The 20075-nt window shown below is 64.5% G+C and carries 19 protein-coding genes; 15 read left to right on the forward strand and 4 right to left on the reverse strand.

Annotated elements, in window-relative coordinates:
• Window positions 1-67: 67 nt before the first annotated feature.
• Window positions 68-2272: a PQQ-dependent dehydrogenase, methanol/ethanol family gene (locus tag ACQY9S_RS07405; protein ID WP_428424383.1), complete on the forward strand. Its 2205-nt coding sequence runs from the start codon at window positions 68-70 to the stop codon at window positions 2270-2272.
• Between the two features lie 21 nt (window positions 2273-2293).
• Window positions 2294-2458: a rubredoxin gene (locus ACQY9S_RS07410; RefSeq protein ID WP_428424385.1), complete on the forward strand. Its 165-nt coding sequence runs from the start codon at window positions 2294-2296 to the stop codon at window positions 2456-2458.
• Window positions 2459-2532: 74 nt separating this feature from the next.
• Here the strand turns inward: ACQY9S_RS07410 and ACQY9S_RS07415 are convergent, their stop codons facing one another.
• Complete coding sequence (locus ACQY9S_RS07415; protein ID WP_428424387.1) at window positions 2533-3585, reverse strand: helix-turn-helix domain-containing protein; 1053 nt, start codon at window positions 3583-3585, stop codon at window positions 2533-2535.
• A gap of 247 nt (window positions 3586-3832) precedes the next feature.
• Here ACQY9S_RS07415 and ACQY9S_RS07420 point away from each other — a divergent pair, with 247 nt between their 5' ends.
• Window positions 3833-6610 carry a LuxR C-terminal-related transcriptional regulator gene (locus tag ACQY9S_RS07420; RefSeq protein ID WP_428424389.1) on the forward strand — a complete coding sequence of 926 codons (2778 nt, stop codon included), beginning with the start codon at window positions 3833-3835 and terminating at the stop codon, window positions 6608-6610.
• Window positions 6611-6902: 292 nt separating this feature from the next.
• Here the strand turns inward: ACQY9S_RS07420 and ACQY9S_RS07425 are convergent, their stop codons facing one another.
• Window positions 6903-7208 carry a hypothetical protein gene (locus tag ACQY9S_RS07425; protein ID WP_428424391.1) on the reverse strand — a complete coding sequence of 102 codons (306 nt, stop codon included), beginning with the start codon at window positions 7206-7208 and terminating at the stop codon, window positions 6903-6905.
• Between the two features lie 710 nt (window positions 7209-7918).
• Between ACQY9S_RS07425 and ACQY9S_RS07430 the strand changes: the two genes are divergently transcribed.
• Complete coding sequence (locus ACQY9S_RS07430; protein ID WP_428424393.1) at window positions 7919-8908, forward strand: HTH-type transcriptional regulator ArgP; 990 nt, start codon at window positions 7919-7921, stop codon at window positions 8906-8908.
• On the opposite strand, the gene ACQY9S_RS07435 is transcribed toward ACQY9S_RS07430, so the two are convergent.
• Window positions 8854-10137 carry a hypothetical protein gene (locus ACQY9S_RS07435; protein ID WP_428424395.1) on the reverse strand — a complete coding sequence of 428 codons (1284 nt, stop codon included), beginning with the start codon at window positions 10135-10137 and terminating at the stop codon, window positions 8854-8856. The genes ACQY9S_RS07430 and ACQY9S_RS07435 overlap by 55 nt on opposite strands.
• A complete protein-coding gene (locus ACQY9S_RS07440) occupies window positions 10113-11219 on the reverse strand; it encodes a fatty acid desaturase family protein (RefSeq protein WP_428424397.1) in 1107 nt (368 codons plus the stop codon). The genes ACQY9S_RS07435 and ACQY9S_RS07440 overlap by 25 nt, the downstream gene beginning before the upstream one ends.
• Window positions 11220-11394: 175 nt before the next feature.
• Here ACQY9S_RS07440 and ACQY9S_RS07445 point away from each other — a divergent pair, with 175 nt between their 5' ends.
• The 11 genes from ACQY9S_RS07445 to ACQY9S_RS07495 all read left to right on the forward strand — a co-directional run bounded on the left by ACQY9S_RS07445 (window position 11395) and on the right by ACQY9S_RS07495 (window position 20068).
• Complete coding sequence (locus ACQY9S_RS07445; protein ID WP_428424399.1) at window positions 11395-11772, forward strand: ACT domain-containing protein; 378 nt, start codon at window positions 11395-11397, stop codon at window positions 11770-11772.
• 396 nt (window positions 11773-12168) lie between these two features.
• A complete protein-coding gene (locus ACQY9S_RS07450) occupies window positions 12169-12597 on the forward strand; it encodes a hypothetical protein (RefSeq protein ID WP_428424401.1) in 429 nt (142 codons plus the stop codon).
• A complete protein-coding gene (locus ACQY9S_RS07455) occupies window positions 12572-13354 on the forward strand; it encodes an autoinducer binding domain-containing protein (RefSeq protein ID WP_428424402.1) in 783 nt (260 codons plus the stop codon). Before ACQY9S_RS07450 ends, ACQY9S_RS07455 begins: the two co-directional genes overlap by 26 nt.
• 238 nt (window positions 13355-13592) lie before the next feature.
• On the forward strand, window positions 13593-14177 hold the full coding sequence (locus ACQY9S_RS07460; RefSeq protein ID WP_428424404.1) for a hypothetical protein: 585 nt from the start codon (window positions 13593-13595) through the stop codon (window positions 14175-14177).
• A gap of 8 nt (window positions 14178-14185) precedes the next feature.
• On the forward strand, window positions 14186-14692 hold the full coding sequence (locus ACQY9S_RS07465) for a lytic transglycosylase domain-containing protein (RefSeq protein WP_428424406.1): 507 nt from the start codon (window positions 14186-14188) through the stop codon (window positions 14690-14692).
• On the forward strand, window positions 14689-14979 hold the full coding sequence (locus tag ACQY9S_RS07470; RefSeq protein ID WP_428424408.1) for a TrbC/VirB2 family protein: 291 nt from the start codon (window positions 14689-14691) through the stop codon (window positions 14977-14979). Before ACQY9S_RS07465 ends, ACQY9S_RS07470 begins: the two co-directional genes overlap by 4 nt.
• 20 nt (window positions 14980-14999) lie before the next feature.
• Window positions 15000-15332: a type IV secretion system protein VirB3 gene (locus ACQY9S_RS07475; RefSeq protein WP_428424410.1), complete on the forward strand. Its 333-nt coding sequence runs from the start codon at window positions 15000-15002 to the stop codon at window positions 15330-15332.
• Window positions 15316-17799 (forward strand): VirB4 family type IV secretion/conjugal transfer ATPase, encoded by a 2484-nt coding sequence (locus tag ACQY9S_RS07480; protein WP_428424412.1) that lies wholly within the window; start codon window positions 15316-15318, stop codon window positions 17797-17799. Before ACQY9S_RS07475 ends, ACQY9S_RS07480 begins: the two co-directional genes overlap by 17 nt.
• The gene (locus tag ACQY9S_RS07485) at window positions 17796-18224 is read left to right on the forward strand and encodes a hypothetical protein (RefSeq protein ID WP_428424414.1); all 429 of its coding nucleotides are present in this window, start codon (window positions 17796-17798) and stop codon (window positions 18222-18224) included. Before ACQY9S_RS07480 ends, ACQY9S_RS07485 begins: the two co-directional genes overlap by 4 nt.
• Before the next feature lie 12 nt (window positions 18225-18236).
• Complete coding sequence (locus ACQY9S_RS07490; protein ID WP_428424416.1) at window positions 18237-19337, forward strand: type IV secretion system protein; 1101 nt, start codon at window positions 18237-18239, stop codon at window positions 19335-19337.
• A gap of 26 nt (window positions 19338-19363) precedes the next feature.
• Window positions 19364-20068 carry a type IV secretion system protein gene (locus ACQY9S_RS07495; protein WP_428424418.1) on the forward strand — a complete coding sequence of 235 codons (705 nt, stop codon included), beginning with the start codon at window positions 19364-19366 and terminating at the stop codon, window positions 20066-20068.
• The last annotated feature ends 7 nt before the right edge of the window (window positions 20069-20075 follow it).

Raw genomic sequence — 20075 nt, forward strand, 5'->3', positions numbered from 1 at the left:
CCAAGGTGCCGCTCGGCGGGACCTTACTTCGCTCGAACGTACGTGGAAATGAAGGGAGATTTGGTGCATGAAATTTTTAGCATTTTCTCAGGAAAGCATGATGACGTTTCGGTCCCTCCTCACGCTGCCGGTGACTTGCGCGATGTTCTGCGGTTGCGTCAGCAGCAATAGGAACGTAGACAAGCTGTCATCGGCCGACGCGGCACCGGCTGCTGCTTCAATGGCTGCAGATGTGGACAGCGCGCGCATGGCTGACGCAGACAAGGAGTCCGGCTCGTGGATGAGCCACGGTCGCACCTACAGTGAACAGCGCTTCAGCCCGCTGAAGAAGGTGAGCAAGGACAACGTCGGCAAGCTGGGATTGGCGTGGACCTACAAGCTCGATGTGGACCGCGCCACCGAAGCCACACCCATCGTCGTCGATGGCGTGATGTACGTGAGCGGCGCGTTTTCCATCGTCAGCGCACTCGATCCTGTCACGGGCAAAGAGCTGTGGAAGTACGATCCCAAGGTTCCGCGCGACAAGGACCGTGACGGCTGTTGCGATGTGGCCAACCGCGGCGTCGCTGTATGGAAGGGTAAGGTCTACTTCGGTGCCTACGATGGCCGCCTGATCGCGCTCGATGCGAAGTCCGGCGCAAGAGCCTGGGAAGTTGACACTGTTGTCGACAGAACCCGCAGCTACACCATCACCGGCGCGCCGCGCATCATCAAGGGCAAGGTGATTATTGGCAACGGCGGCGCGGAATTTGGCGTGCGCGGTTACGTCACTGCTTACGACACCGAGAACGGCAAAAAACTCTGGCGCTTCTTCACGGTGCCGGGCGACCCGACGCAATCGGCCGAAGGCAAGGCCATGGAAATCGCACTGCCCACCTGGAAGGGCGAGCAGTGGTGGAAGTTTGGTGGTGGCGGCACGGTGTGGGACTCGATGGCCTACGATCCCGAACTTGATCTTCTGTATATCGGCGTCGGCAACGGTTCTATCTGGAACCGCCACATTCGCAGCCCGGGCGGCGGAGCGAATCTCTTTCTCTCGTCCATCGTTGCGCTCAGGCCTGACAGTGGCGAATACGTCTGGCACTACCAGACCACGCCCGGCGACACCTGGGACTACACCGCCACCCAGCACATCATCCTCGCCGATCTCAAGATCGGCGAGGGCGTGCGCAAGGTGCTGATGCAGGCACCCAAGAACGGCTTCTTCTACGTGATAGACCGCGTCACGGGCGAGTTGCTGTCGGCGGAGAAATTCGCGCCGGCAAACTGGGCCTCGCACGTCGACATGAAGACCGGCCGCCCGGTAGAGAACCCGGAAGCGGACTGGAAGACCAAACCCGCGCTGGTCTCGCCCGGACCACTGGGCGCGCACAACTGGCAGCCCATGTCTTACAACCCTCAGACCGGGCTGGTCTACATCCCGATGCAGGAAGCAGCCGCGCTGTTCGTGCCGGATCCGACGCAGACCTATTCCGGCAAAGGGAACTGGCATATGGGAACCCAGCCTATCGCGTTCCCCGAGAATCCCAAGGAGTTTCAGGGCATCGTCGATCTTCACAAGGGCCATCTCGTGGCCTGGGACCCCATCGCGCAAAAGGAAGTTTGGCGTCAGAGCTATGTCACCGTCTGGAACGGCGGCACGCTGAGTACTGCGGGTAGCCTCGTGTTCCAAGGCACGGCCGACGGTCGATTCGTCGCCTATTCTGCCGAGAAGGGTGAGAAGCTTTGGGAGACTCGGGCCAATACTGGTGTCATGGCCGGGCCCATCACATACGAAATAAAAGGCGAGCAATACGTCAGCGTCGCAGCGGGCTGGGGCGGTGCGTTTCCGGTCATCCTCGGCGGGCTCTCCGAACCAGCCAAAGTAAGGCCGGAAGCCCGTGTCCTGACCTACAAGCTCGGCGGCATGGCGACACTACCACCGCCGAATGACGCGCCCACGACACTGCCAGAGCCGCCAGCGCTCAAGGCTGACGACGAGACCGTCGCCAGGGGCCGCAGCATCTATAACGGCCACTGCGGCATGTGCCACGGCCCCAATGCCATCGCGGGCTCCGTACTGCCCGACTTGCGCTATCTCACTGCGGAGAAGCACCGGATATTCGCCGGCATCCTCGCAGGCGCCTACGCATCCCAGGGCATGCCGGCAATGATGGATGTGCTGACGCTCGAGGACGTGGAAGCCGTTCATCAGTACCTTGTCAAGCGCTCGCATGACCTCAAGAGCCAACTCTCGACCCTGCCCATGCAGGGCAGCTCGGTTGGCAAGTAAGCCCACCGAGAAGGAACTGTGATGAAGAAGTGGTATTGCCTCGTGTGCGGCTTTGAATACGATGAAGCTCTGGGCCTACCGGAGGAGGGAATCGAGCCGGGCACCCGCTGGGAGGACATTCCCGAGTCCTGGACTTGCCGGGATTGCGGAGCACCGAAGTCCGACTTTTGCATGGTCGAGGCCTGATGAGCGAGGTACTCGGTGTCGGCAACCACGAATGGCTGTCTCTGCTGCGCAGACCGACAGCGGCCCAGGGTCGTTCAACCCCCTCCCTGGAGCCTGGATGCCGTGGCGCGGAAATCTCGCGGAGACAGCCCATAGCGATGCTTGAACTGACGGCAAAACGTGGCAACGTCACCAAAACCAAAGTCCAGCGCAACGTCGGTGATCTTGCGAAACTGCTGCCCTGGGTCGCACAGAACCCGTTTACTGTGCTCTAGCCGAATATCGCGAACTGCTTTGGTCGGAGTCAGTCCCTGCTCCTTGAACAAGGAATAGAGCGCGCGTCTAGACACGCAAACCTCTGACGCGATCGCGTCGGGTGTCAGGGTGGAATCTCCGATTCGTCGAAGGATCACCGCGAGCGCCTTGTCGAGCCGGTTGTTGCGCGAGCCTCGCATGACGGATATACCTGCGGCGCTCAAAGCTTCCGTCTGCTCAGCAATGATGGGCGGAAGATCTTTGCGGACCGGTGGGGAAATCGGTCCGAGCCACACACCAAAGAAGCCTTCGTCGACGTTGAAATGCACGGACCACAGCAAGGCCACCGCACGCACCTGCTTCAGTACGCTGCGAAATGCCGCTCCGCCGGCGGCGGAACCTTGCAAGGCCTTGCGGGCTTGCGCGAAAGCCGCCGCATCCCAGATGGGATCGTCAATGTTCAAGCCAACAAACCAGCGATAGAGCAGGTTGTAGGTAAGCTGTTCCGTCAGCTGGTGGTCGCAGCGCAATGAATACAGACCTTGCAGCAGTACGGCGCGGATCAAGCGGGCGGGGCGGATTGAACGATCGTCGACCTGGTCATGGAAGGCCCCTTGCCAGTCTCCCGCATCGCGCAAAGCCTTCTCCACCAGCCTATCGATCAAGTGCAGCGGATGCGTAGCTGCCGGCGGGAGACCCTGCGGCAAGCCAACGTGAATACCAAGGGGCATCCCGATTGCCGAAGGGGATGCACGACGTGCTTCGGGACGTGGCAGGCCAAGCGCTCCCAACCCGCCGGACATCCCCAGCGGGGATTGGCGATCCACCTCCAAAAGTTCAGGAATCCAGTTCCTGGTGGTCTCCGGCCCGTCCATCCAATCAAGCAGTGCCATGTAGTACCTCTACACCCGAAAGACTCCGGGCCGAAGGCCGCGATCGATTCGCCGCATGCCTCCAATTGTCCGCATGGCACTCTGTAAAAAACCAATCTTTCGATGGGGCATCCTGTAACGAAAGGCCGCCATCTATGCCATTTTCCCCCACCAAAGGTTGGGTAAACTGCCTCGTGTCGGGATCAGATGGATGCACATCATGGACGGGGATCAGATGTGTCCCCACATTGCCGGAAGGAGGCGGGATATGTCGACATCGGCTGCAGGGCTGCTGTTGGATGGCTTGGTCGCGACCAAACTCGTCCCGCCAGCTCAAGACCCGCGTGCGATCTTTCGAGAGTCCTTGATCGCCAAGCAGGTCGACGATGCACGCCACAGCTCGGTTACCGCCATCGTTGCGGCAGCTGGCTCGGGCAAGTCAACCCTGATGACGCAACTTCACTCAGCCTTCGAGGAACGCCGGATCGGCACGTGCTGGTTGAGCCTGGAAGCTGAGGACAACGACCCCGCCACGTTCGCGATCTACTTCATCAGCGCACTCAACTCGATCGAGCCCTCGTTCGCACGAGACGAGCTAACCGCCTTGGAGGCCAACCCCGTCCGGGATTTCGATCGGCTCTTCGATCGCCTGGTGGGTCGCCTTGCCAGCGTGGCCGCTACGGGCGCCGTGTTCATCGATGATTTCCAACACATTACCGACGAACGCACTCTGCGTTTTCTCGACAAGCTGATCACGCACCTCCCGCGCACCATGCGCCTGGTGATTGCTAGTCGCTCAAGCTTGCTGCTGCAGCTGGCTCGGCTGCGAGTCTCTGGCGCACTGACCGAAGTCGGCCAAGAGGAGCTTTATTTCGACACGACTCAGACAGATCAATTCCTGAGGCGGTATCACAGACTTGAATTGTCACCGGAAGACCTTGGCGCTTTGCTCGAATCGACCGAGGGCTGGCCTACCGGCGTGCAACTCGCTGCGCTCGCTCTGCGCCGGCACAAGGGTCCGGCGGGCGAGTTGATCAAGACCTTCTCCGGCCGTGACCGGGATCTGACCCGCTATCTGGTTGAGAGTGTGATACACGCCCAACCGGAATCCGTGCGCTCGTTTCTCTTGAAGACCTCACCCCTGCGTCGTATGTGCCGGGACCTCTGCCGAGACACAACCGGTCAGCCGGATAGCGACGAGTTGCTGGAATACGTTGGCCGGGCCAACCTCTTCCTGATCGCCTTGGATCGCGACGGCCAGTGGTATCGATACCATCACCTGTTCGCGGAGTTCCTCCAGAGCGAGTTCCGAAGGACGGAGCCCGACGAGTATCGTCAGATCTGTCACCGGGCTGCGAAATGGTGCGAAGCGAACGGGCAGGCGGCAGAAGCCATCCGCTACGCCCTGGACGCGGAGCATTTCGATGAGGCGGCCATACTCATCGCCCGACATGCCCCGACCGCTTCGCTTTTTCGCGGCGATCACTACACCGTTTTGGACTGGATGCGCAGATTGCCGCCGGAGTTTCACGGCCGCCGGCCGGAGATCCTCCTGAGTCACGCTTGGTCTTGCGCGTTTTCGCGCGACACCGCTCGAGCCATGCAAATCTCGCAACAGGTCCTGGCCGAACTTTCCGGAAACCACCCCGATCGCTGGGACCTGTCGGAGGCCGAGCGAGACCGTTTCGAGCTCTGGACCCGAAACTTGCAGGCAGCCACTCATGCCTGCGCGGACGACATCGAGGACTGCCTAGCTCGCGCGACCGAATTGCGCCCAAAGGTTCCTGAAACCGAGCCATTCCTTATCGCAACACTCTCCAACTGCCTGAGCTACGGCTATTTCGCAAAGCGCGACTTTGAGCGCAGCAGGGAAGCGGCAGTGGCGGCTCATGAGTACGGACATCGCGCAGACGCGGCGTATCTCTCTGCCTGGGGCGATTTTCTCCACGGCCTGGTCGATGTCGAACTCGGTCGGCTTTACGAGGCCGAGAGGTTCGGCCAACGTGTCCAGCAAGACTCGCAAGGGCTCGGGCTGGGCCAGAAGAGCTATGTGGCGGGTCTTGCGGCGCTGCTCAATGCCGAAATCGCTATCCAGCGTTGCGACTTCGAGAAAGCTCCGAATTTCATTGGAGGCGGTCGGGCCTTCAAGGAGATCTTCGGTCCGGTGGAACCACAACTCGTCGCAGTGCGCAACGAGGCGCGGCTGCACGCGCACCTGGGTCATCTCGACCTTGCGCGCCAGATACTCCAGCAGGGCCAGGATGCAGCTTTGCGCGAGCAGCACCTCCGCCTGTACTTTGCGCTATCGATCGAGGAGGCCTCGCTGCAGTTGACGGCCGGCGACATCGCCGGTGCCAACGACACGGCACAAAGAGCAAAGCTGCGAGGCGACGCTGCCGACCGTACCGGCATATTCCGGACGCAGCGCGACGCTCTAAAGCTGCTCGAGGCACGCTTCTGGATTGCGGAAGAGAATCCGCGCTCCGCCACGCGCATGCTGACGCTGCTGCAACAGGCCCGCGGCGCAGAGACTCGCGGTGGCTTCTTCCTCGCCGTCACCGCGAATCGCGCCGTGTCGCTTTGGAACGGCGGCCAGCGGAAGGAAGCGGCACGTCAGCTCGATTGCGCGTTGACTTCAGCCGCTGCGGAGTTCCATGCCTATCCGATCGTCACGGCAGGACGTGCGCTCCTGCCCGTTCTCGAGTCCATCATCGTACGTCGGCCGGATGCAGCGGCTGCGGACCTGCGACAGAAGCTCGAGCTCCAGACGTGGCTCGCGTGCCATCTGCGAGGAGAATCCCACAGCCCTCGACCAGGCTCAATCACGGTCGCTGACGTCCCGAAGGAGCGGGCGGAGCGGCTGACCGGCCGCGAGGTGGAACTGCTGCGACTGCTGCAATCGGGCCTCGACAATCGCACGCTGGCCGATGCGCTGCTGGTTTCAGAGGCCACCGTCAAATGGCATCTGCACAATCTATACAGCAAGCTAGGCGTCCGCAGTCGCGGCGCAGCGGTAGCGCGTGCCAGCCAAATGGGCCTTGCTTAGAGCTATTTGCATCACGCTGGCGAACGCGGCATGCGAGGTGCTTCGGATTCCAACTTCACTTGAAGAGCTCGGCATGGGTGCCCGGTAGAGTTCGAGAAAGCTCGAAAAGCTTAGATCGGCGTCCATCGAACCGGCAGCAGCCCACTCGGCCACAGCCGAGCCGGCATCTACCGACCGCGGTACGCCTTCCCAACCAAGCACCCCCGCAGTCGGCGACGCAAGGTGTGGCGCAATACGCTTGCGCCGCTGCACGACCCGGCTCGCTTCGGCAGTGCGACACCCAGAGACACCGTCACGCCGACAGCATCAGCTTCTGCACCACGCCCAGCAACAGCAAACCGGCCACGATCCGACCCCAGCGCCAGGTCGTGAACCGGTAGCGATGGTTAGCCCACAGCGCCCTGCGCAATCGCCCCAAGGTACACAGCACCGCCGTCGCAGCCACGAACGGCCCAGCAACGCCCACCGGCGTCGGTGCGTGGCTGAACACCAGCACCCACAGCAGTGGCCACGCAAGTGCATCGACAGCCGCAAGCCAGCGCCGGCCGGGCCAGTACGGCACGTCTGCTGGTGGCGCCCGTGCAAGCAGCAGCCACATGATTCACCTCCCCTTGATGTTGGCGGGCGTTTCAATCCGCCCGCCTGATCCTGTCAACCTGGCGGGTAGCGCCACGCCGCCGGCAGCAGCGCCTTCCCGCGAGCCCTTGCGTCCTCGATGCCCTCGTCCCCGCACGTTTCGTGTCCGACTCGATTGGTGTCAGTATCTGGTGGCCCTTCCAACATCAACGGCACCTGCCCTAATTTCCGAGGGAGCCGGATTCGGCTGTTGATCCCTCGGCGTTTGGTGCGGTGTTGAGCTGAGTTCTGCCCCGCATTCGTCGGTCGCCGTGCGTGACCGACAGCGCCGCGCTGCAGCGCGGGCGCCAGGGCAGCGTGGAATAAATGGCAGGGGCCCGCCAGAGTGAAACCGCGGCGGGAAGGCCGCCGTTTATGCCGCGAAAGGCCCTGGCGCCCACGCGCGCGGCGCTACGGTTCGCACGGAAGGCGAGCGGCGAATGCGCGGCGACTCAACGAGTCCGACGCGGATTGCGGCCGATCGAAGGGAGGCATCCCGAAGAGCGGCCGATGGCCAGGGCCCGCGAGGCGGGGCCCTCATGCATCCAACCGCCCACCGTGTCCCGCAGGTGGACCACACGGTAACCATCGTCACATGCTCGATACACCCCGCTGGTAGACAACGACAGCATCGGCGTTCCGAATCGAGGGACGCATTGGCATACACCCACTGCGACTCCGGGAGGGACTCAAATGCTCGATCGCGATCAGCTGGAGACGTTCGCAACGGTGGCCGAGGAGCAGAGCTTCGAGCGCGCGGCCAGCGTACTCAACGTCACACGGGGTGCGGTATCGCAGCGCATCAAGGCGCTGGAGGAATCGCTGGCAACGGTACTTCTGCTGCGCGAGAAGCCGATCACCCCGACGCCGGCGGGCGAGATCCTGCTGCGCCACGTCAAGGCCCTGCGCATGCTCGAAGGCGCGGCATTGCAGGAATTGATGCCGACGCCCAAGCCCCATGCTCCCGTGTCGATGGCCATCGCCGTCAATGCGGACTCGCTGGCGACCTGGTTCCCCCTGGTGCTCCAGAAACTGCTGCTGGAGCGCCGTGTCGCGCTCGAGGTCGTCACGGACGATCAGGACCACACCTCCGCTCGCCTGGCTCGAGGGGAAGTCGTCGGCTGCATCTCCACCGGCGCGCGGGCCGCCGCCGGCTTCCTAGCCGACTGCCTCGGCGCCATGGAGTACCGCTGCTACGCCAATCCGGCGTTTGCGCATGAGTTCTTCCCCGAGGGTCTCACCGTGCCGGCCGTCCTCGCCGCGCCAGCGGTGCTCTACAACCGCAAGGACTCGCTGCACGACGAGTTCCTGCAGCGGCGCTTCGGCTTCTCCATCGAGAGTTATGCAAGACACTACCTGCCCTCCCCGCTGACCTTGCTGGAAGGCATCGGCATGGGGGTGGGCTACGGCCTCGTGCCCAACTCGCAGGCCCGTTCGCTGGTGGACGATGGGCGCCTGGTCGACATCGCACCGGACGAGCCCGTGATGGTCGACCTGTACTGGCATCACTGGGACCTGGAACCATCCCTGGCACGCGAGATCACCACCTTGGTCGTGAGCGAGGCCCGCCGTCAACTCCTGCCCACGGAGCACTCGGGGCCACCCTCTGCCCGGTACCACGGCGACCGTCAGCGTCGAGAGCCGGAGACGCCGATGAGGCCACTGCCGGGCCAGACGAGGTAAGCCACCGCCGACGCGCCGAGCCCACCTCCGAGCGAGATCACATCGGCGCCGTCGGTCAGCCACCCGGCCCAACCCGCCAGGTAAGCAGCAAACGATAGCGAGAACCCCGCCGCCATGACGGCGCCGGCCTGGGCGCTCGGCATCACCGCACCTCGAAGCAAGGCCGCAAAGGTGACAGCGATGCTCGCGATGTAGATGACGTTGACCGACACCATCGTCTCGACAATGCCCTGCTCACGTGCAGCGACGCTGGCGCCGATGGCGAGGGCCACCGTCGCGAGCGCCGGATGCGACGCTCGGCGCTGTCCGGGCAGCGCCGATGCGAGCGCGCTGCTCATGGCGCGCAGGATTGCCGCACCCGAACCGAGGGCCGCCGCCGACAGTGCGACGAGCATGAGCTTGTCGATCCCCGGGCCGATGGATCCCGCCATCCGGGCCAGCAGAAACGGCACCGCCTGCTTGGCGTCGGCAAGACCGTCAAGCGCGCCGGCGCGGCTCATGGCCACGACGACGGTCGGCGGCAAAAAACCGATCAGGATCAGGCCCAGACCGGCCAGGATGCAGCCCACGATCGCGGCCGAGGGGCGGCGCGCCGCGAGCACGAACTGGTGATAGTCGGCCCCGGTGCAGACCAGGATGCTCACCGCCAGTGACATGGCTGCCAGTCTCATCGGACTGAAGGTCACCAGGTCGCGCACAAACGCCGGCACGGCGTGGACGTAGCGGTCCATCCCATCGGCGGCCCATAGCGCATAGGCGAGCACCAAGCCGCTCGCCAGCAGGCACATGGCAAACACACCGGACACGATTCTCAGATCCAGGCGCGAGGCCGCATAGATGAGCCCCAGGACCACGACCCAGCCGAACGGACCCGACAGTCCTAGCAACCGGACCACGGCCACGCCGCCCTGGATCTGCGCGGCGAGGACACCGGCCATCCAGACCAGGGACAGCAGCGCGACAACGCGTTGAATCCGCTGGCCATAGGCCTGGCCGAACAGGTCCCAGACCGGAACGCCGGCCGTCCAGAGCTTCTTGGCGAACAAGGCAAGGACCAGCATCCCGAGTGCCGTCGCGACCCCGTAAACGCTGCCGGCCATTCCGTGCCGGATCGCCAGTTCGCCCGAGCCGAACAGAAAGCCGATGCCGTAGCTGGCCGAGACCAGCAAAGCCGCCACTTGCAGGCTGCCCAGCACCCGCTGCGTCATCTGCGCGCCCCAGCCTGCCAAGCGCGGGTCACTGCACCCTCTCCCGAAAAGTAGGCATGGCAGACCTGTGCTCTGGACCGGTATGCCGGCGTCTCGCGGAACAGGCGGTGGGCTGCCGGCAACCGGTAGTAGGGAACGGCCGGCATCAGATGGTGCGTCAGGTGGTAGCCGTTGTTGCGCGGGTGGAAGAACGGACGCCAGAAGCTGTGGCTGGCCATGTCACGGGTGTAGGTGAAGACACCCCCGGGCCGCAATCCGAAGTGGTCGCACATCTCGCGAAACGTCGTGATCAGGTGGAAGACCGTCGCCCTGGCCACGAACCATAGGGACACGAAGTCGGTCGTGAACGAGTTGCTCGTCAATGCCGTCATCAAGGCCAGCCCGACGCCCCACCAGCCGACGATGAACAGTTTGCTCGAAGTCCGCACGTCGCGCGCGGCCAGATGGCCAGTGACGGAGCCCGACCAGGCGCGCCATGAACACAGGTTGCGCCCGTAGCTGCCGAGCCAGTGCTGTGGTGGAGGGGCCTGGATGGGCAGGAAGTCCGGGTCGTTGCGGCGGTCCCCGAGCGCAAGGTGATGCTTGAAATGGGTCGCCCGATAGCTCGTCAGGCTCGCAAACAGGAATGGTGCGACCAGGGCGCGCGCCAACAGGTCATTGCGGCTTCGGTCGCGCCACAGGTTGCGATGACCTGCATCGTGCAGGATGTTCCCGAGGGCGCGTTGTCGATTGGCGATCGCGCACACCGCCAGCGGCGCCAACCAGGGGCCCAGCCAGAGGACGACGGCGACACTGGCGAGGATGCTGAGCCAGTCGACGCCGAGGTCCAGCAACGGACGCACCGGGTTCAATCGAAGCAGGTCGCGGTGCGCACCGCCGCGGTTTCGCAACTGGGACCGTAGCTCAGCCAGGTCCGCCAGGACTTCCGAATGCGGATCCATTCTGGAAACTCCCTTCCCGCTCGACACGCCGAACGCGACTTGGTGCAGAAACCGTGAGGTCGGTTGACCCGCAAGTTCCATCTCGGACCAAACCGTATCAGGCGATCTGTCCCGTCCGACCACGTTTAGGAACTTTGCAGGCCCGGCAACTTCGCTAAACATGCCGGCGGCGGGTGACGCCGTCAGCCCGCCGACGCACCGGGTTGCGGTGTCCGAGCGGCGCTTCGCAGCGCCAGCGAATAACGATAATCAACAGTACAAGCCGGATGACACCTGAGCCGCCTTAGGAGGACGTCGGATGATTGGTGAATGCAACCTGGCGAGACTGCAACGCCACATGGCGCCGCAACTGCACCCGGAGAGATTCGTCTATTGCAGCTTTGCGGACTTCAGCCTCCCACCAGGCATCAGTCCGATCTGCACCTTCAGGGAGACGGAAGGTCTGACGGCCATCGTCGAGCGATCCCAGGCCGACCGTGCGGACGTGCCGCATGTGTTCGAGGCCAGGCTCATCACCTTGATGGTTCACTCCTCACTCGAAGCCATCGGCTTCCTCGCCACGGTGGCCGCCGGCCTTGCGAAGGCCGGCATCCCCTGCAACGCGGTAGCCGCCTACCACCACGACCACCTGTTCGTGCCCGCGGCCAGAGCCGACGAGGCCATGTCGCTGCTCGCTGCGCTGATGGCAAGCGCAGCCCTGGAATCCACCGCATAGGGTGCGGCCGGACTCGCGACCGGCTTCAAGCCGCGCCCACCGCGCGGCTTGAAAGAGCCAGGCGAAGGCAGGAGCGGATCCCATCGAGCTGTGCGACGCGCCCGTTTAGCGTTTCTGCAGCGAGGCAAGTTTTCGCCGCGGCTGGCGCAAATCGTTGACAGCTTGCTGGCCCCCTCTCTACGCTGACCTGACCGTCGGACCTGTGACGACCGACGCAGCGACTCAGCCATGGCGGCTTCGCAGCCGCTACCCTGGGTGCGATGGGATATCGGGAGTGCGCAAGATGAGTTCATTCACTCTTCTCAACGACATTCGGTGCGCCGATCTCTGCGACAAGTCAACGCATTGCCGGCGCGCAGAGCGCTCGTACGCCTCCAGCGAAGGATGGCAACACGAATGAACCCCGAGCAGAAACCGTCCACGGAGTCGTCCGCCATGCGCCGGCGCCCACGCCGGGCCCAGGCATCGGATGCGGCACGACCGCTCGGCCCCAAGGCAGCGGTGCTGCACGCGCGACGGCAACGGCTGGGCTCGGCCAAAGCAGCCGCGGTGGTCGAGGCCACGGATCGCCATCGGTCCGATCAGCTCGCGCTGACCAGCAACGATGGCGCCCTCGCCTTCGTGCTGAAGGCTTCCGCCGCAGGCCTCTACGTCGAGCGCACGCAGCGCCGCCCCCTTCATGCGCACATCGTGCAATCGATCGTGTTCGAGAGCATCGACAGCTTCCTGCGCTGGTGCGAAGCCGATCCGGTTCGCTTCGACCACCCTGTCCTGTACAGCCGCCTGCGGCGTCACGGTGATGAGATCCTGCGCGCCAAACGGTGAGCCGCTCAGTCTGCTCGAACGCACGCGTTCGGTGGACTGCACTGCACAGGTTTGCGAAACAGTGGCGCGCATCGGAGTGGCAGCCGATGAAGCCGAAGCCATCGGGCTGCTCAGGTTGACGATCGAACGGCTGGGTGCCGACGAGGCGACGTTCACGAGTTTCATCCGTGATGACGCGACACTCTCGTCGTACCGGTGTTTGCTGGCCTGCAACCCCTTGTGGGGCGCCGCATACGCGCGTCATGGCTGGTGCGCCGACGATCCCTGGCTGCACCATGCGATGCAGTCCAGCGACCCGATTCGCACGAGCGACATGGCGCCCGACGAATCCCGCCAACGGATCGTCGTCGAGGCTGCCGCCGAGTATGGCTTCCGGTCGGCCGTCATCGTTCCCGCCCCCTCGTCAGCAGGTCAGTCGCGAGTGGGTGTCCTGTGCATCGGATCCGCGACTGCCGGCTACTTCGACGACGATGGCTTCGCCTATGTCAAGCCACTGCTGCGGGGCCTGGCGATGGAACTTCACGACTGGTGGCATCAGCGGCTCAAGCGGGCGCTGATCGCACGCGCACACATCACCGATGGCGACCTCGCGCTGCTTCGGTACGAAGCCCACGGCCACAGCAGCAAGGTCATCGCCGTCGCGCTGCACACCGAAGCGAAGACGATCGACTGTCGATTCCAGCGACTGAACGGCAAGCTGGGCGTGGCCAATCGTCGCGACGCCGTGCGGCTGGGCAAGCTCTACGGGCTCATCTGATCGACTGCCGCAAGTGCCTCGATGATTGCTCTGGCCGGGATGCATCGGTGGCAGGCCCACGCGTGCGCAAGCAGACGTCATGGGGGCCGGCAGCTCGCCTGACCGCTGTCGACTTGCTAGAAACGGCCCCGAATCCAGCACATGGCCTCGGCGATTTCGATCCTAGAGTTTCCTCACGGCGCCACCCGAGGCGTCGAGTGAAGCTCCTCCAATCGGACCTGCACCCGGATCAGACGCCATGAACCTCCTGACCGATCCAGACCACGCGCAGGGTCGAGCCAATCGACTTCGCGCCCGCAGCGACCTTGTCGCAAGCGCATCGGCAAGGGCGCTGTTCGCGATCGTCACCTTCGTGACCACGTGGACCCCGATGCCGGCGAAGGCGGTCGACGGTTGCCTCGTGCTGCTGTGCTTCGCTGCGCCGAGCTGGCGCTCGATCCCGCAGTGCGTGCCGCCGATCCACCAGGTGCTCAGGGACCTGGCCAGAGGCAAACCGTTTCCGACGTGCGCGATGGCCGGTGCCGGCAACACGGCAAGCCACGCGTGGGCGCGCGCGCCGTCGAACTGCCCGCCGCAGTACACCCGCGTCTTCGAAGGCCCGAGTCGACCGATCTACTCCTGCGACTACGCTGGCGCGGTGTCCGTTTCCATCAACGGCGCTCCGTTCGCCCGCACTTGGTGGAGCATGGCCGGTGACTCGGTGACCGAGTTCAGTCCAGCCGCCAAGACCCAGCTCGGCACCTGGGACACACGCTTCGATGATGACTACGCCACGTGGCTGGCCTCGTGGCCGCCAACGGTGCCAGCAGACCCGAATCCCTGAGGCCGGCCATGGACATCACGCTGTTCCTCGCGCTGGCCACGACCTGCGCCCCGCAAGTCGATGTCGGCACGGCCCGGGCATTGGTCGCCGTCGAGAGCGCGTTCAACCCGTACGCGATCGGCGTGGTCGGCGGTGCCCTGGTCAGGCAACCGCGGCATCGGGCAGAGGCCGTTGCGACGGCTCGGGCCCTGCAGGCCGGCGGCTGGAACTTCAGCCTCGGCCTTGCGCAGATCAACGTGCGCAACTTCGAGCGCCTGGGCCTGAGCACCGAAGACGCCTTTGATCCCTGCGCCAACCTCGCTGCGATGCAGGCGGTGCTCGTCGAATGTTTCACGCGCGTCGTGCCGCACGAAGGCGCCGCGCAATCGGTCCCCCAACCGGTGCTGCGTCAGGCCCTGTCCTGCTACTACAGCGGCAACTTCGTCACCGGCTTCGAGCACGGCTACGTGCGCCGGGTGGCCACGGCTGCCGCGCGGCCTTCACCGAGTTTCGCCATGCCCAAGGAGTCACCATGAAGCAAACCGCTCCGAACCGTCGCCGCAGCCTTGCCGCTGCAACGGCATTGCCTGCGATCGTTCCCGCAATCGTCACTGCCCAAGGCTTCGACAAGATCAACACGACGGTCACCAACGTCAACGCCATCCTGGTGACGATTTCGATCGCGGTGGTCACGATCGCGATCATCTGGGCCGGCTTCAAGATGATCTTCCAGGGAGCCCGATTGGCGGACGTGGCCAATGTGCTGATCGGCGGCACGCTGATCGGCGGCGCGGCGGCCTTCGCGAGCTACATCGTCGCCTGACGGCCCCCCGAGGCCAGACCATGCAAGCCGAAGCCATCTACAAGGGTGCCACCCGGCCCGCCATGAAGCTGGGCATCCCGCTCGTGCCGTTGGTCGTGCTGTTCGGTGGCGGCATGCTACTGATCCTGTGGGGCGGCACGCTGGTGAGTTGGTGGATCGCTATGGCCGTGGTCGCAGCCCTCCTGCCCGCGCTGGCATGGATGCGCTTCGTGACGACCAAGGACGACCAGCGGTTCAGGCAGATGTTCGTCGCCCTGAAGCTGCGCCTGCGTGACCGCAACCGCCGCTTCTGGCGTGCGCGCAGCTATGCGCCGACCCTCTACCGAGGAGCCCACGATGCTTGGCATGTCTGATGGCAATGGGCCCACGGCCCGCCTCGCGCGAAGGGGTATTCGCCCGCGGCATTGGGCCCAGGCCCGGACCGAGAACCCGCTCGCACGCTTCGTGCCGTTCTCGTCCCTGGTCGGTCCCCACGATGTGATCACCCGTGGCGGCGACTACCTACGGGTCTGGCGGCTGGAGGGCGTTCCGTTCGAATGCTCGGACGAGAACCTCATCGCCGAGCGGCACGAGGCGCTTTGCAGCCTGCTGCGAAATTTGGCGGGCGGCCAGTGGGCCGTATGGACGCATCGGCTGCACCGCTTCGTCGGCGATGCGCTGCAGGATCCCTCGCAGCCCGGCTTTGCCCGCGATCTCTCGCGCGCTTACCAGGCAAAGCTGGGCGAGCGACGGATGATGAGCAACGAACTCTATCTGACCCTCGTGTACCGGCCGAACGCCTCGCGCATGAGTCGCGCGCTGCAATCGACCCAGCGGACGCGCGCAATCATCGCTGACGCGCAGGCCGATGCGGTGCGAGTCATGGAAGAGCGCTCGGCGCTGGTCGGGCGCGTGCTGCGTGGCTTTGGACCTCGGTTGCTCGGCACCCGGCAGCGGCGCGGGCGGAGCTACTCGGAGGTGGCCGAATTCCTCGGCTACCTCGTCAACGGATGCTGGCGCGCCATCCCCCTGGTTGCAGGCCCGTTGTATCGCACACTTCCGACGACGCGCCTGTCCTTCGGCGGCGACAAGCTCGAGCTGCGCCAGGGCGACCAACGCCGCTACGCGGCCCTGGTCGACATCAAGGAGTACGCCGACGCCGTCGAGCCGGGCATCCTGAACGCGCTGCTCTACGAGGCCAGCGAGTTCATCGAGACCCAGAGCTTCTCGATCCTGCCGCGGCGAGAGGCCATGCGGGCGCTGGAACTGCAGCGCGACCAACTGATCGCCAGCGACGACGTGGTCGCCAGCCAAATTGCCGAGATGGACGTGGCCCTCAACGAACTCGGCGACGGCCAGTTCTGCATGGGCGAGTACCACTACAGTCTGGTCGTGTTCGGTGATGACGTGGCCGATGCCGGCCGCCGGGCGGCGCAGGCCATCGGGGCTGTCAGCGAAGCCTCCAGCCTGCAGATGTCGCCTGTCGACCTAGTGGCCGATGCCGCCTGGTTCGCCCAGATGCCCGGCAACTGGCAGTGGCGGCCCCGGGATGCCAAGCTGTCGTCCCGCGCCTTTGCAGCGCTGTCCAGCGGCCACAACTTCGCGCGAGGAAAACGCGACGGCAACCCCTGGGGTGAGGCGCTGGCACTGCTGCGCACCCCCTCGGGCCAGCCCTTTTACCTGAACCTGCACAGCAGCCCCGAGGGCGAAGACTCCGCCGACAAGAAGCTACCGGGCAACACGCTGATCATCGGCTCGACTGGCGTCGGCAAGACGACGCTGGAGATGTTCCTGCTGACGCTCACGCGCAAGTGGGATCCGGCGCCGCGCATGGTTCTCTTCGACCTGGACCGCGGCTGCGAGATCGCGATTCGAGCCCTGGGTGGCCGCTACTTCACGCTCGAAGCCGGCAAGCCCACCGGCTGCAACCCGCTGCAGCGCGACCCGACACCGGCGCGCATCCAGTTCTGGGAGCAATTGATCCGCACCTGCATCGCCACACCGGCCATGCCGCTGCTGCCGGCCGACGAGCGTGCCATCGCCGATGCCGTCAAGGCCGTGGCGATGATGCCGGCCCCGCTGCGCCGCTTCTCGACCGTGCGGCAGAACCTGCCCAAGGCGGGCGAGAACAGCCTGTTCGAGCGGCTCGGCCGCTGGTGCCAGGGCGGTGCGCTCGGGTGGGTCTTCGACCAGGCCGACGACCGCCTGCTCGACCTGCACGCGGCCAGCGTCATCGGCTTCGACACCACCGAGTTCCTCGACCTGCCCGAGGTCCGAACGCCGGTGATGATGTACCTGCTGCAGGTCATGGAGGAACTCGTCAACGGCGAGCGCCTGATCTACGTGATCTCGGAGTTCTGGAAGGCGCTGGACCACGAGATCTTCAGCGACTTCGCCAAGCAGAAGCAGAAGACGATCCGCAAGCAGAACGGGCTGGGCATCTTCGACACGCAGAGCCCGTCCGACGTACTTCGCCATCCCATCGGCCGCACGATGATCGAGCAGAGCGTGACCAAGATCTTCCTCGCCAACCCCGAGGCGGTGCGCGAGGAATACATCGACGGCTTCGGCCTGACGCAGGCCGAATTCGACATCGTGCGCAGCCTCGGCGCGCAGGGCGGCCGGCGCTTCCTGGTCAAGCAGGGTCATTCCAGCGCGATCTGCGAGCTTGACCTGGCCGGGCTCGAGGATTTCATCACCGTGCTCTCGGCCACCACCGACAACGTGGCCCTGCTCGACGCCGTGCGCGAACGGCATGGCAACGATCCGTTTCAATGGCTTCCCGTGCTGCTTCGTGAGGTTCAGGATCGGAGGTTTCGCACCTCTCGGAGAGCCGCATGAAAGCTGTTCGTCATCTCCTCGCGCTGGTCGCGCTGGCACTCGCTGCCACCACCGCCAGCGCGCAGTTCGTCAAGGGCAACGAGGCCGTCAAGGTGGTGCCCGATGGGACCAAGCGCGTCGAGACTGCACCACTCCCGGCCACCGGCCCAATCCGAAGCACGAAGCCCTGCAACGCCGATGCGGGATGCAACGCGGGCCCGTGGCACATGGTCGAGACCAACGAAGGGCTCGTCGAGTGCACCGAGGCCTATGCGCGGCCGGGCACATGCCGCAAGTCGACGTATGGAACTACAAAGCTGTCTCGCCTCTGGGTGGTCAAGTCCGGGACCAACTGGCTTCAATGCCAGTTCCCCGACTTGGGTAGCAAGTGCGTGAACATGTTTGCGCGGCCACCCGCCAACCTGCCGTTCGACGCTGTTCAGTAGGAGGTCAATGCCATGTTTGCCTGGGTCGGTGCAAAGTTCGACGCCATCCTCAGCACCTACGTGCTGGGCGTGGTGTCGACCCTCATGACTGCCATCGCACCGATCGCGCTGACAGCGATGACCATATGGGTCGCCTTGTACGGCTGGGCCGTGTTGCGCAACGAGGTCTCGGAGACGTTGCCGATCTTCATGTGGAAGGTCTTCAAGATCGGCCTGGTCTTGGCCTTTTCGCTCCAGTCCGGCTTCTACATCTCGAACGTGTCGGACACCGCCAATGCACTGGCCATGGGAGTTGCGTCGACCTTCGTTCCAACTGGGGTTGATCCAGCAACCGTTTCTACGCCCTACGTGCTGCTCGACAAGTTCAACGACGACGCCAGCGCCCAGGTCGCAGACATCATGAAAGAGGCCAGCATGTTTCGCCTCGATCTCGTGCTGGCCGCAGCGATCTTCTCCATCGGTTCAGTTTGCTTCCTGTGCATCGGGCTGTTCGTGGTGACGCTGGCCAAGCTGTTCCTCACATTCGTGATCGCGATTGGCCCACTCTTCATTCTCTGCCTCGCGTGGCGACCTACGGCCAGGTTCTTCGACAGCTGGCTCTCCATGGTTCTCAACTCCGTGGTGCTCACCTGGTTTGCCTTCTTTGCGCTCGGCCTGAGCACGTACATGGGTGCGGCCATGTTCAAGGCAATCATCGACGGTGGTGGGTTCCTCGGCGGCACTTTCAACGTCCTGGGCGAGGCCACGCGCTACTGCGTGTTAATGATCCTCATGGCCATCATCTGCTTCCAGGCGCCGAGTCTTGCCTCTGCACTCACCGGCGGTGCCGCCGTCCAGCAGGGCATCCAGATGATCCAGAACGCCATGATGGTCTCGGGCCTGCGTTCCGCCTCCGCTGCAAGGGGCGCCGGTGCCGCGGGTGCAGCCGGCGGAGTCGTGCGTGCCGGTGCCGGTCTGCCCTACGCCGCAGGCCACGCCACGGGCGCTGCAGCCACTGCCACGGGGCGCGCAGCCGGTGCCATGGCCGCCGGCGCGGGGACTGTGGTCCGACAGGGATACGGCGCGGTGAAGACCGCCGCCTACAAGCTCGCCGCGCTGCGCGGCAGAGCGTAGTCATCAACCAGTTGAAGGAGCGTGAGATGAAGACTCGTCTGAAGGCCGCTGCCGCCGCTGTCCTCGTTGCCGGAAGCCTCGGTGCAGGGAGCGCCCGCGCACAGGGCATCCCCGTCATCGACATCGCCAACCTGATCCAGACCATCCTGCAGGTCCTGAACGATGTCACCGAGATCAGCAACCAGGTCCAGCAGATCACCCAGCTGCAGGACCAGCTCAACAGCATCAACGGCATCCGCAACCTAGGCAACGTGTTCAACAACCCGATGCTGAAGAACTACGTACCGGCTGAGGCCTACACCTACCTCAACGCGATTAACACGTCGGGGTACTCGGGCCTGAACGGCACGGCCAAGGCACTGCGCGACGCGGGCATGCTCTACAACTGCATGGACCTTGCCGGCGATGCCCGCACCGCCTGCCAGGCCACGCTCGCCCAGCCCTACCAACAGAAGGGTCTGCTGCAGGACGCGATGAAATCGGCCGCCGGGCGGTTGTCGCAAATCCAGTCGCTGATGGGCCAGATCAACGCCACGTCCGACCAGAAGGCGGTGCAGGAGATCCAGGCTCGCATCGGCGCCGAAAACGCGCTGTTGGCGCACGAGATGTCCCAGGTGCAGATGCTGCAGGGCATGGCCGACAGCGAGGAGCGCATCGCCCGGTCGCGCGAGCGTGAGCGGCAGTACCAGATGCTCGTTCGTACGGGCAAGGTGGCCGACTACCTGCCCTGACGCCCGA

The organism is Methylibium sp. (assembly GCF_965279545.1).
GTDB lineage: Bacteria > Pseudomonadota > Gammaproteobacteria > Burkholderiales > Burkholderiaceae_C > Methylibium.

Excerpts from the sequence above, each read along its gene's own strand:
- ACQY9S_RS07405 (WP_428424383.1), top strand. The coding sequence starts at position 68 with ATGAAATTTTTAGCATTTTCTCAGGAAAGCATGATGACGTTTCGGTCC.
- ACQY9S_RS07410 (WP_428424385.1), top strand. The coding sequence starts at position 2,294 with ATGAAGAAGTGGTATTGCCTCGTGTGCGGCTTTGAATACGATGAAGCT.
- ACQY9S_RS07415 (WP_428424387.1), bottom strand. The coding sequence starts at position 3,585 with ATGGCACTGCTTGATTGGATGGACGGGCCGGAGACCACCAGGAACTGG.
- ACQY9S_RS07420 (WP_428424389.1), top strand. The coding sequence starts at position 3,833 with ATGTCGACATCGGCTGCAGGGCTGCTGTTGGATGGCTTGGTCGCGACC.
- ACQY9S_RS07425 (WP_428424391.1), bottom strand. The coding sequence starts at position 7,208 with ATGTGGCTGCTGCTTGCACGGGCGCCACCAGCAGACGTGCCGTACTGG.
- ACQY9S_RS07430 (WP_428424393.1), top strand. The coding sequence starts at position 7,919 with ATGCTCGATCGCGATCAGCTGGAGACGTTCGCAACGGTGGCCGAGGAG.
- ACQY9S_RS07440 (WP_428424397.1), bottom strand. The coding sequence starts at position 11,219 with ATGTTTAGCGAAGTTGCCGGGCCTGCAAAGTTCCTAAACGTGGTCGGA.
- ACQY9S_RS07445 (WP_428424399.1), top strand. The coding sequence starts at position 11,395 with ATGGCGCCGCAACTGCACCCGGAGAGATTCGTCTATTGCAGCTTTGCG.
- ACQY9S_RS07450 (WP_428424401.1), top strand. The coding sequence starts at position 12,169 with ATGAACCCCGAGCAGAAACCGTCCACGGAGTCGTCCGCCATGCGCCGG.
- ACQY9S_RS07455 (WP_428424402.1), top strand. The coding sequence starts at position 12,572 with ATGAGATCCTGCGCGCCAAACGGTGAGCCGCTCAGTCTGCTCGAACGC.
- ACQY9S_RS07460 (WP_428424404.1), top strand. The coding sequence starts at position 13,593 with ATGAACCTCCTGACCGATCCAGACCACGCGCAGGGTCGAGCCAATCGA.
- ACQY9S_RS07465 (WP_428424406.1), top strand. The coding sequence starts at position 14,186 with ATGGACATCACGCTGTTCCTCGCGCTGGCCACGACCTGCGCCCCGCAA.
- ACQY9S_RS07470 (WP_428424408.1), top strand. The coding sequence starts at position 14,689 with ATGAAGCAAACCGCTCCGAACCGTCGCCGCAGCCTTGCCGCTGCAACG.
- ACQY9S_RS07475 (WP_428424410.1), top strand. The coding sequence starts at position 15,000 with ATGCAAGCCGAAGCCATCTACAAGGGTGCCACCCGGCCCGCCATGAAG.
- ACQY9S_RS07480 (WP_428424412.1), top strand. The coding sequence starts at position 15,316 with ATGCTTGGCATGTCTGATGGCAATGGGCCCACGGCCCGCCTCGCGCGA.
- ACQY9S_RS07485 (WP_428424414.1), top strand. The coding sequence starts at position 17,796 with ATGAAAGCTGTTCGTCATCTCCTCGCGCTGGTCGCGCTGGCACTCGCT.
- ACQY9S_RS07490 (WP_428424416.1), top strand. The coding sequence starts at position 18,237 with ATGTTTGCCTGGGTCGGTGCAAAGTTCGACGCCATCCTCAGCACCTAC.
- ACQY9S_RS07495 (WP_428424418.1), top strand. The coding sequence starts at position 19,364 with ATGAAGACTCGTCTGAAGGCCGCTGCCGCCGCTGTCCTCGTTGCCGGA.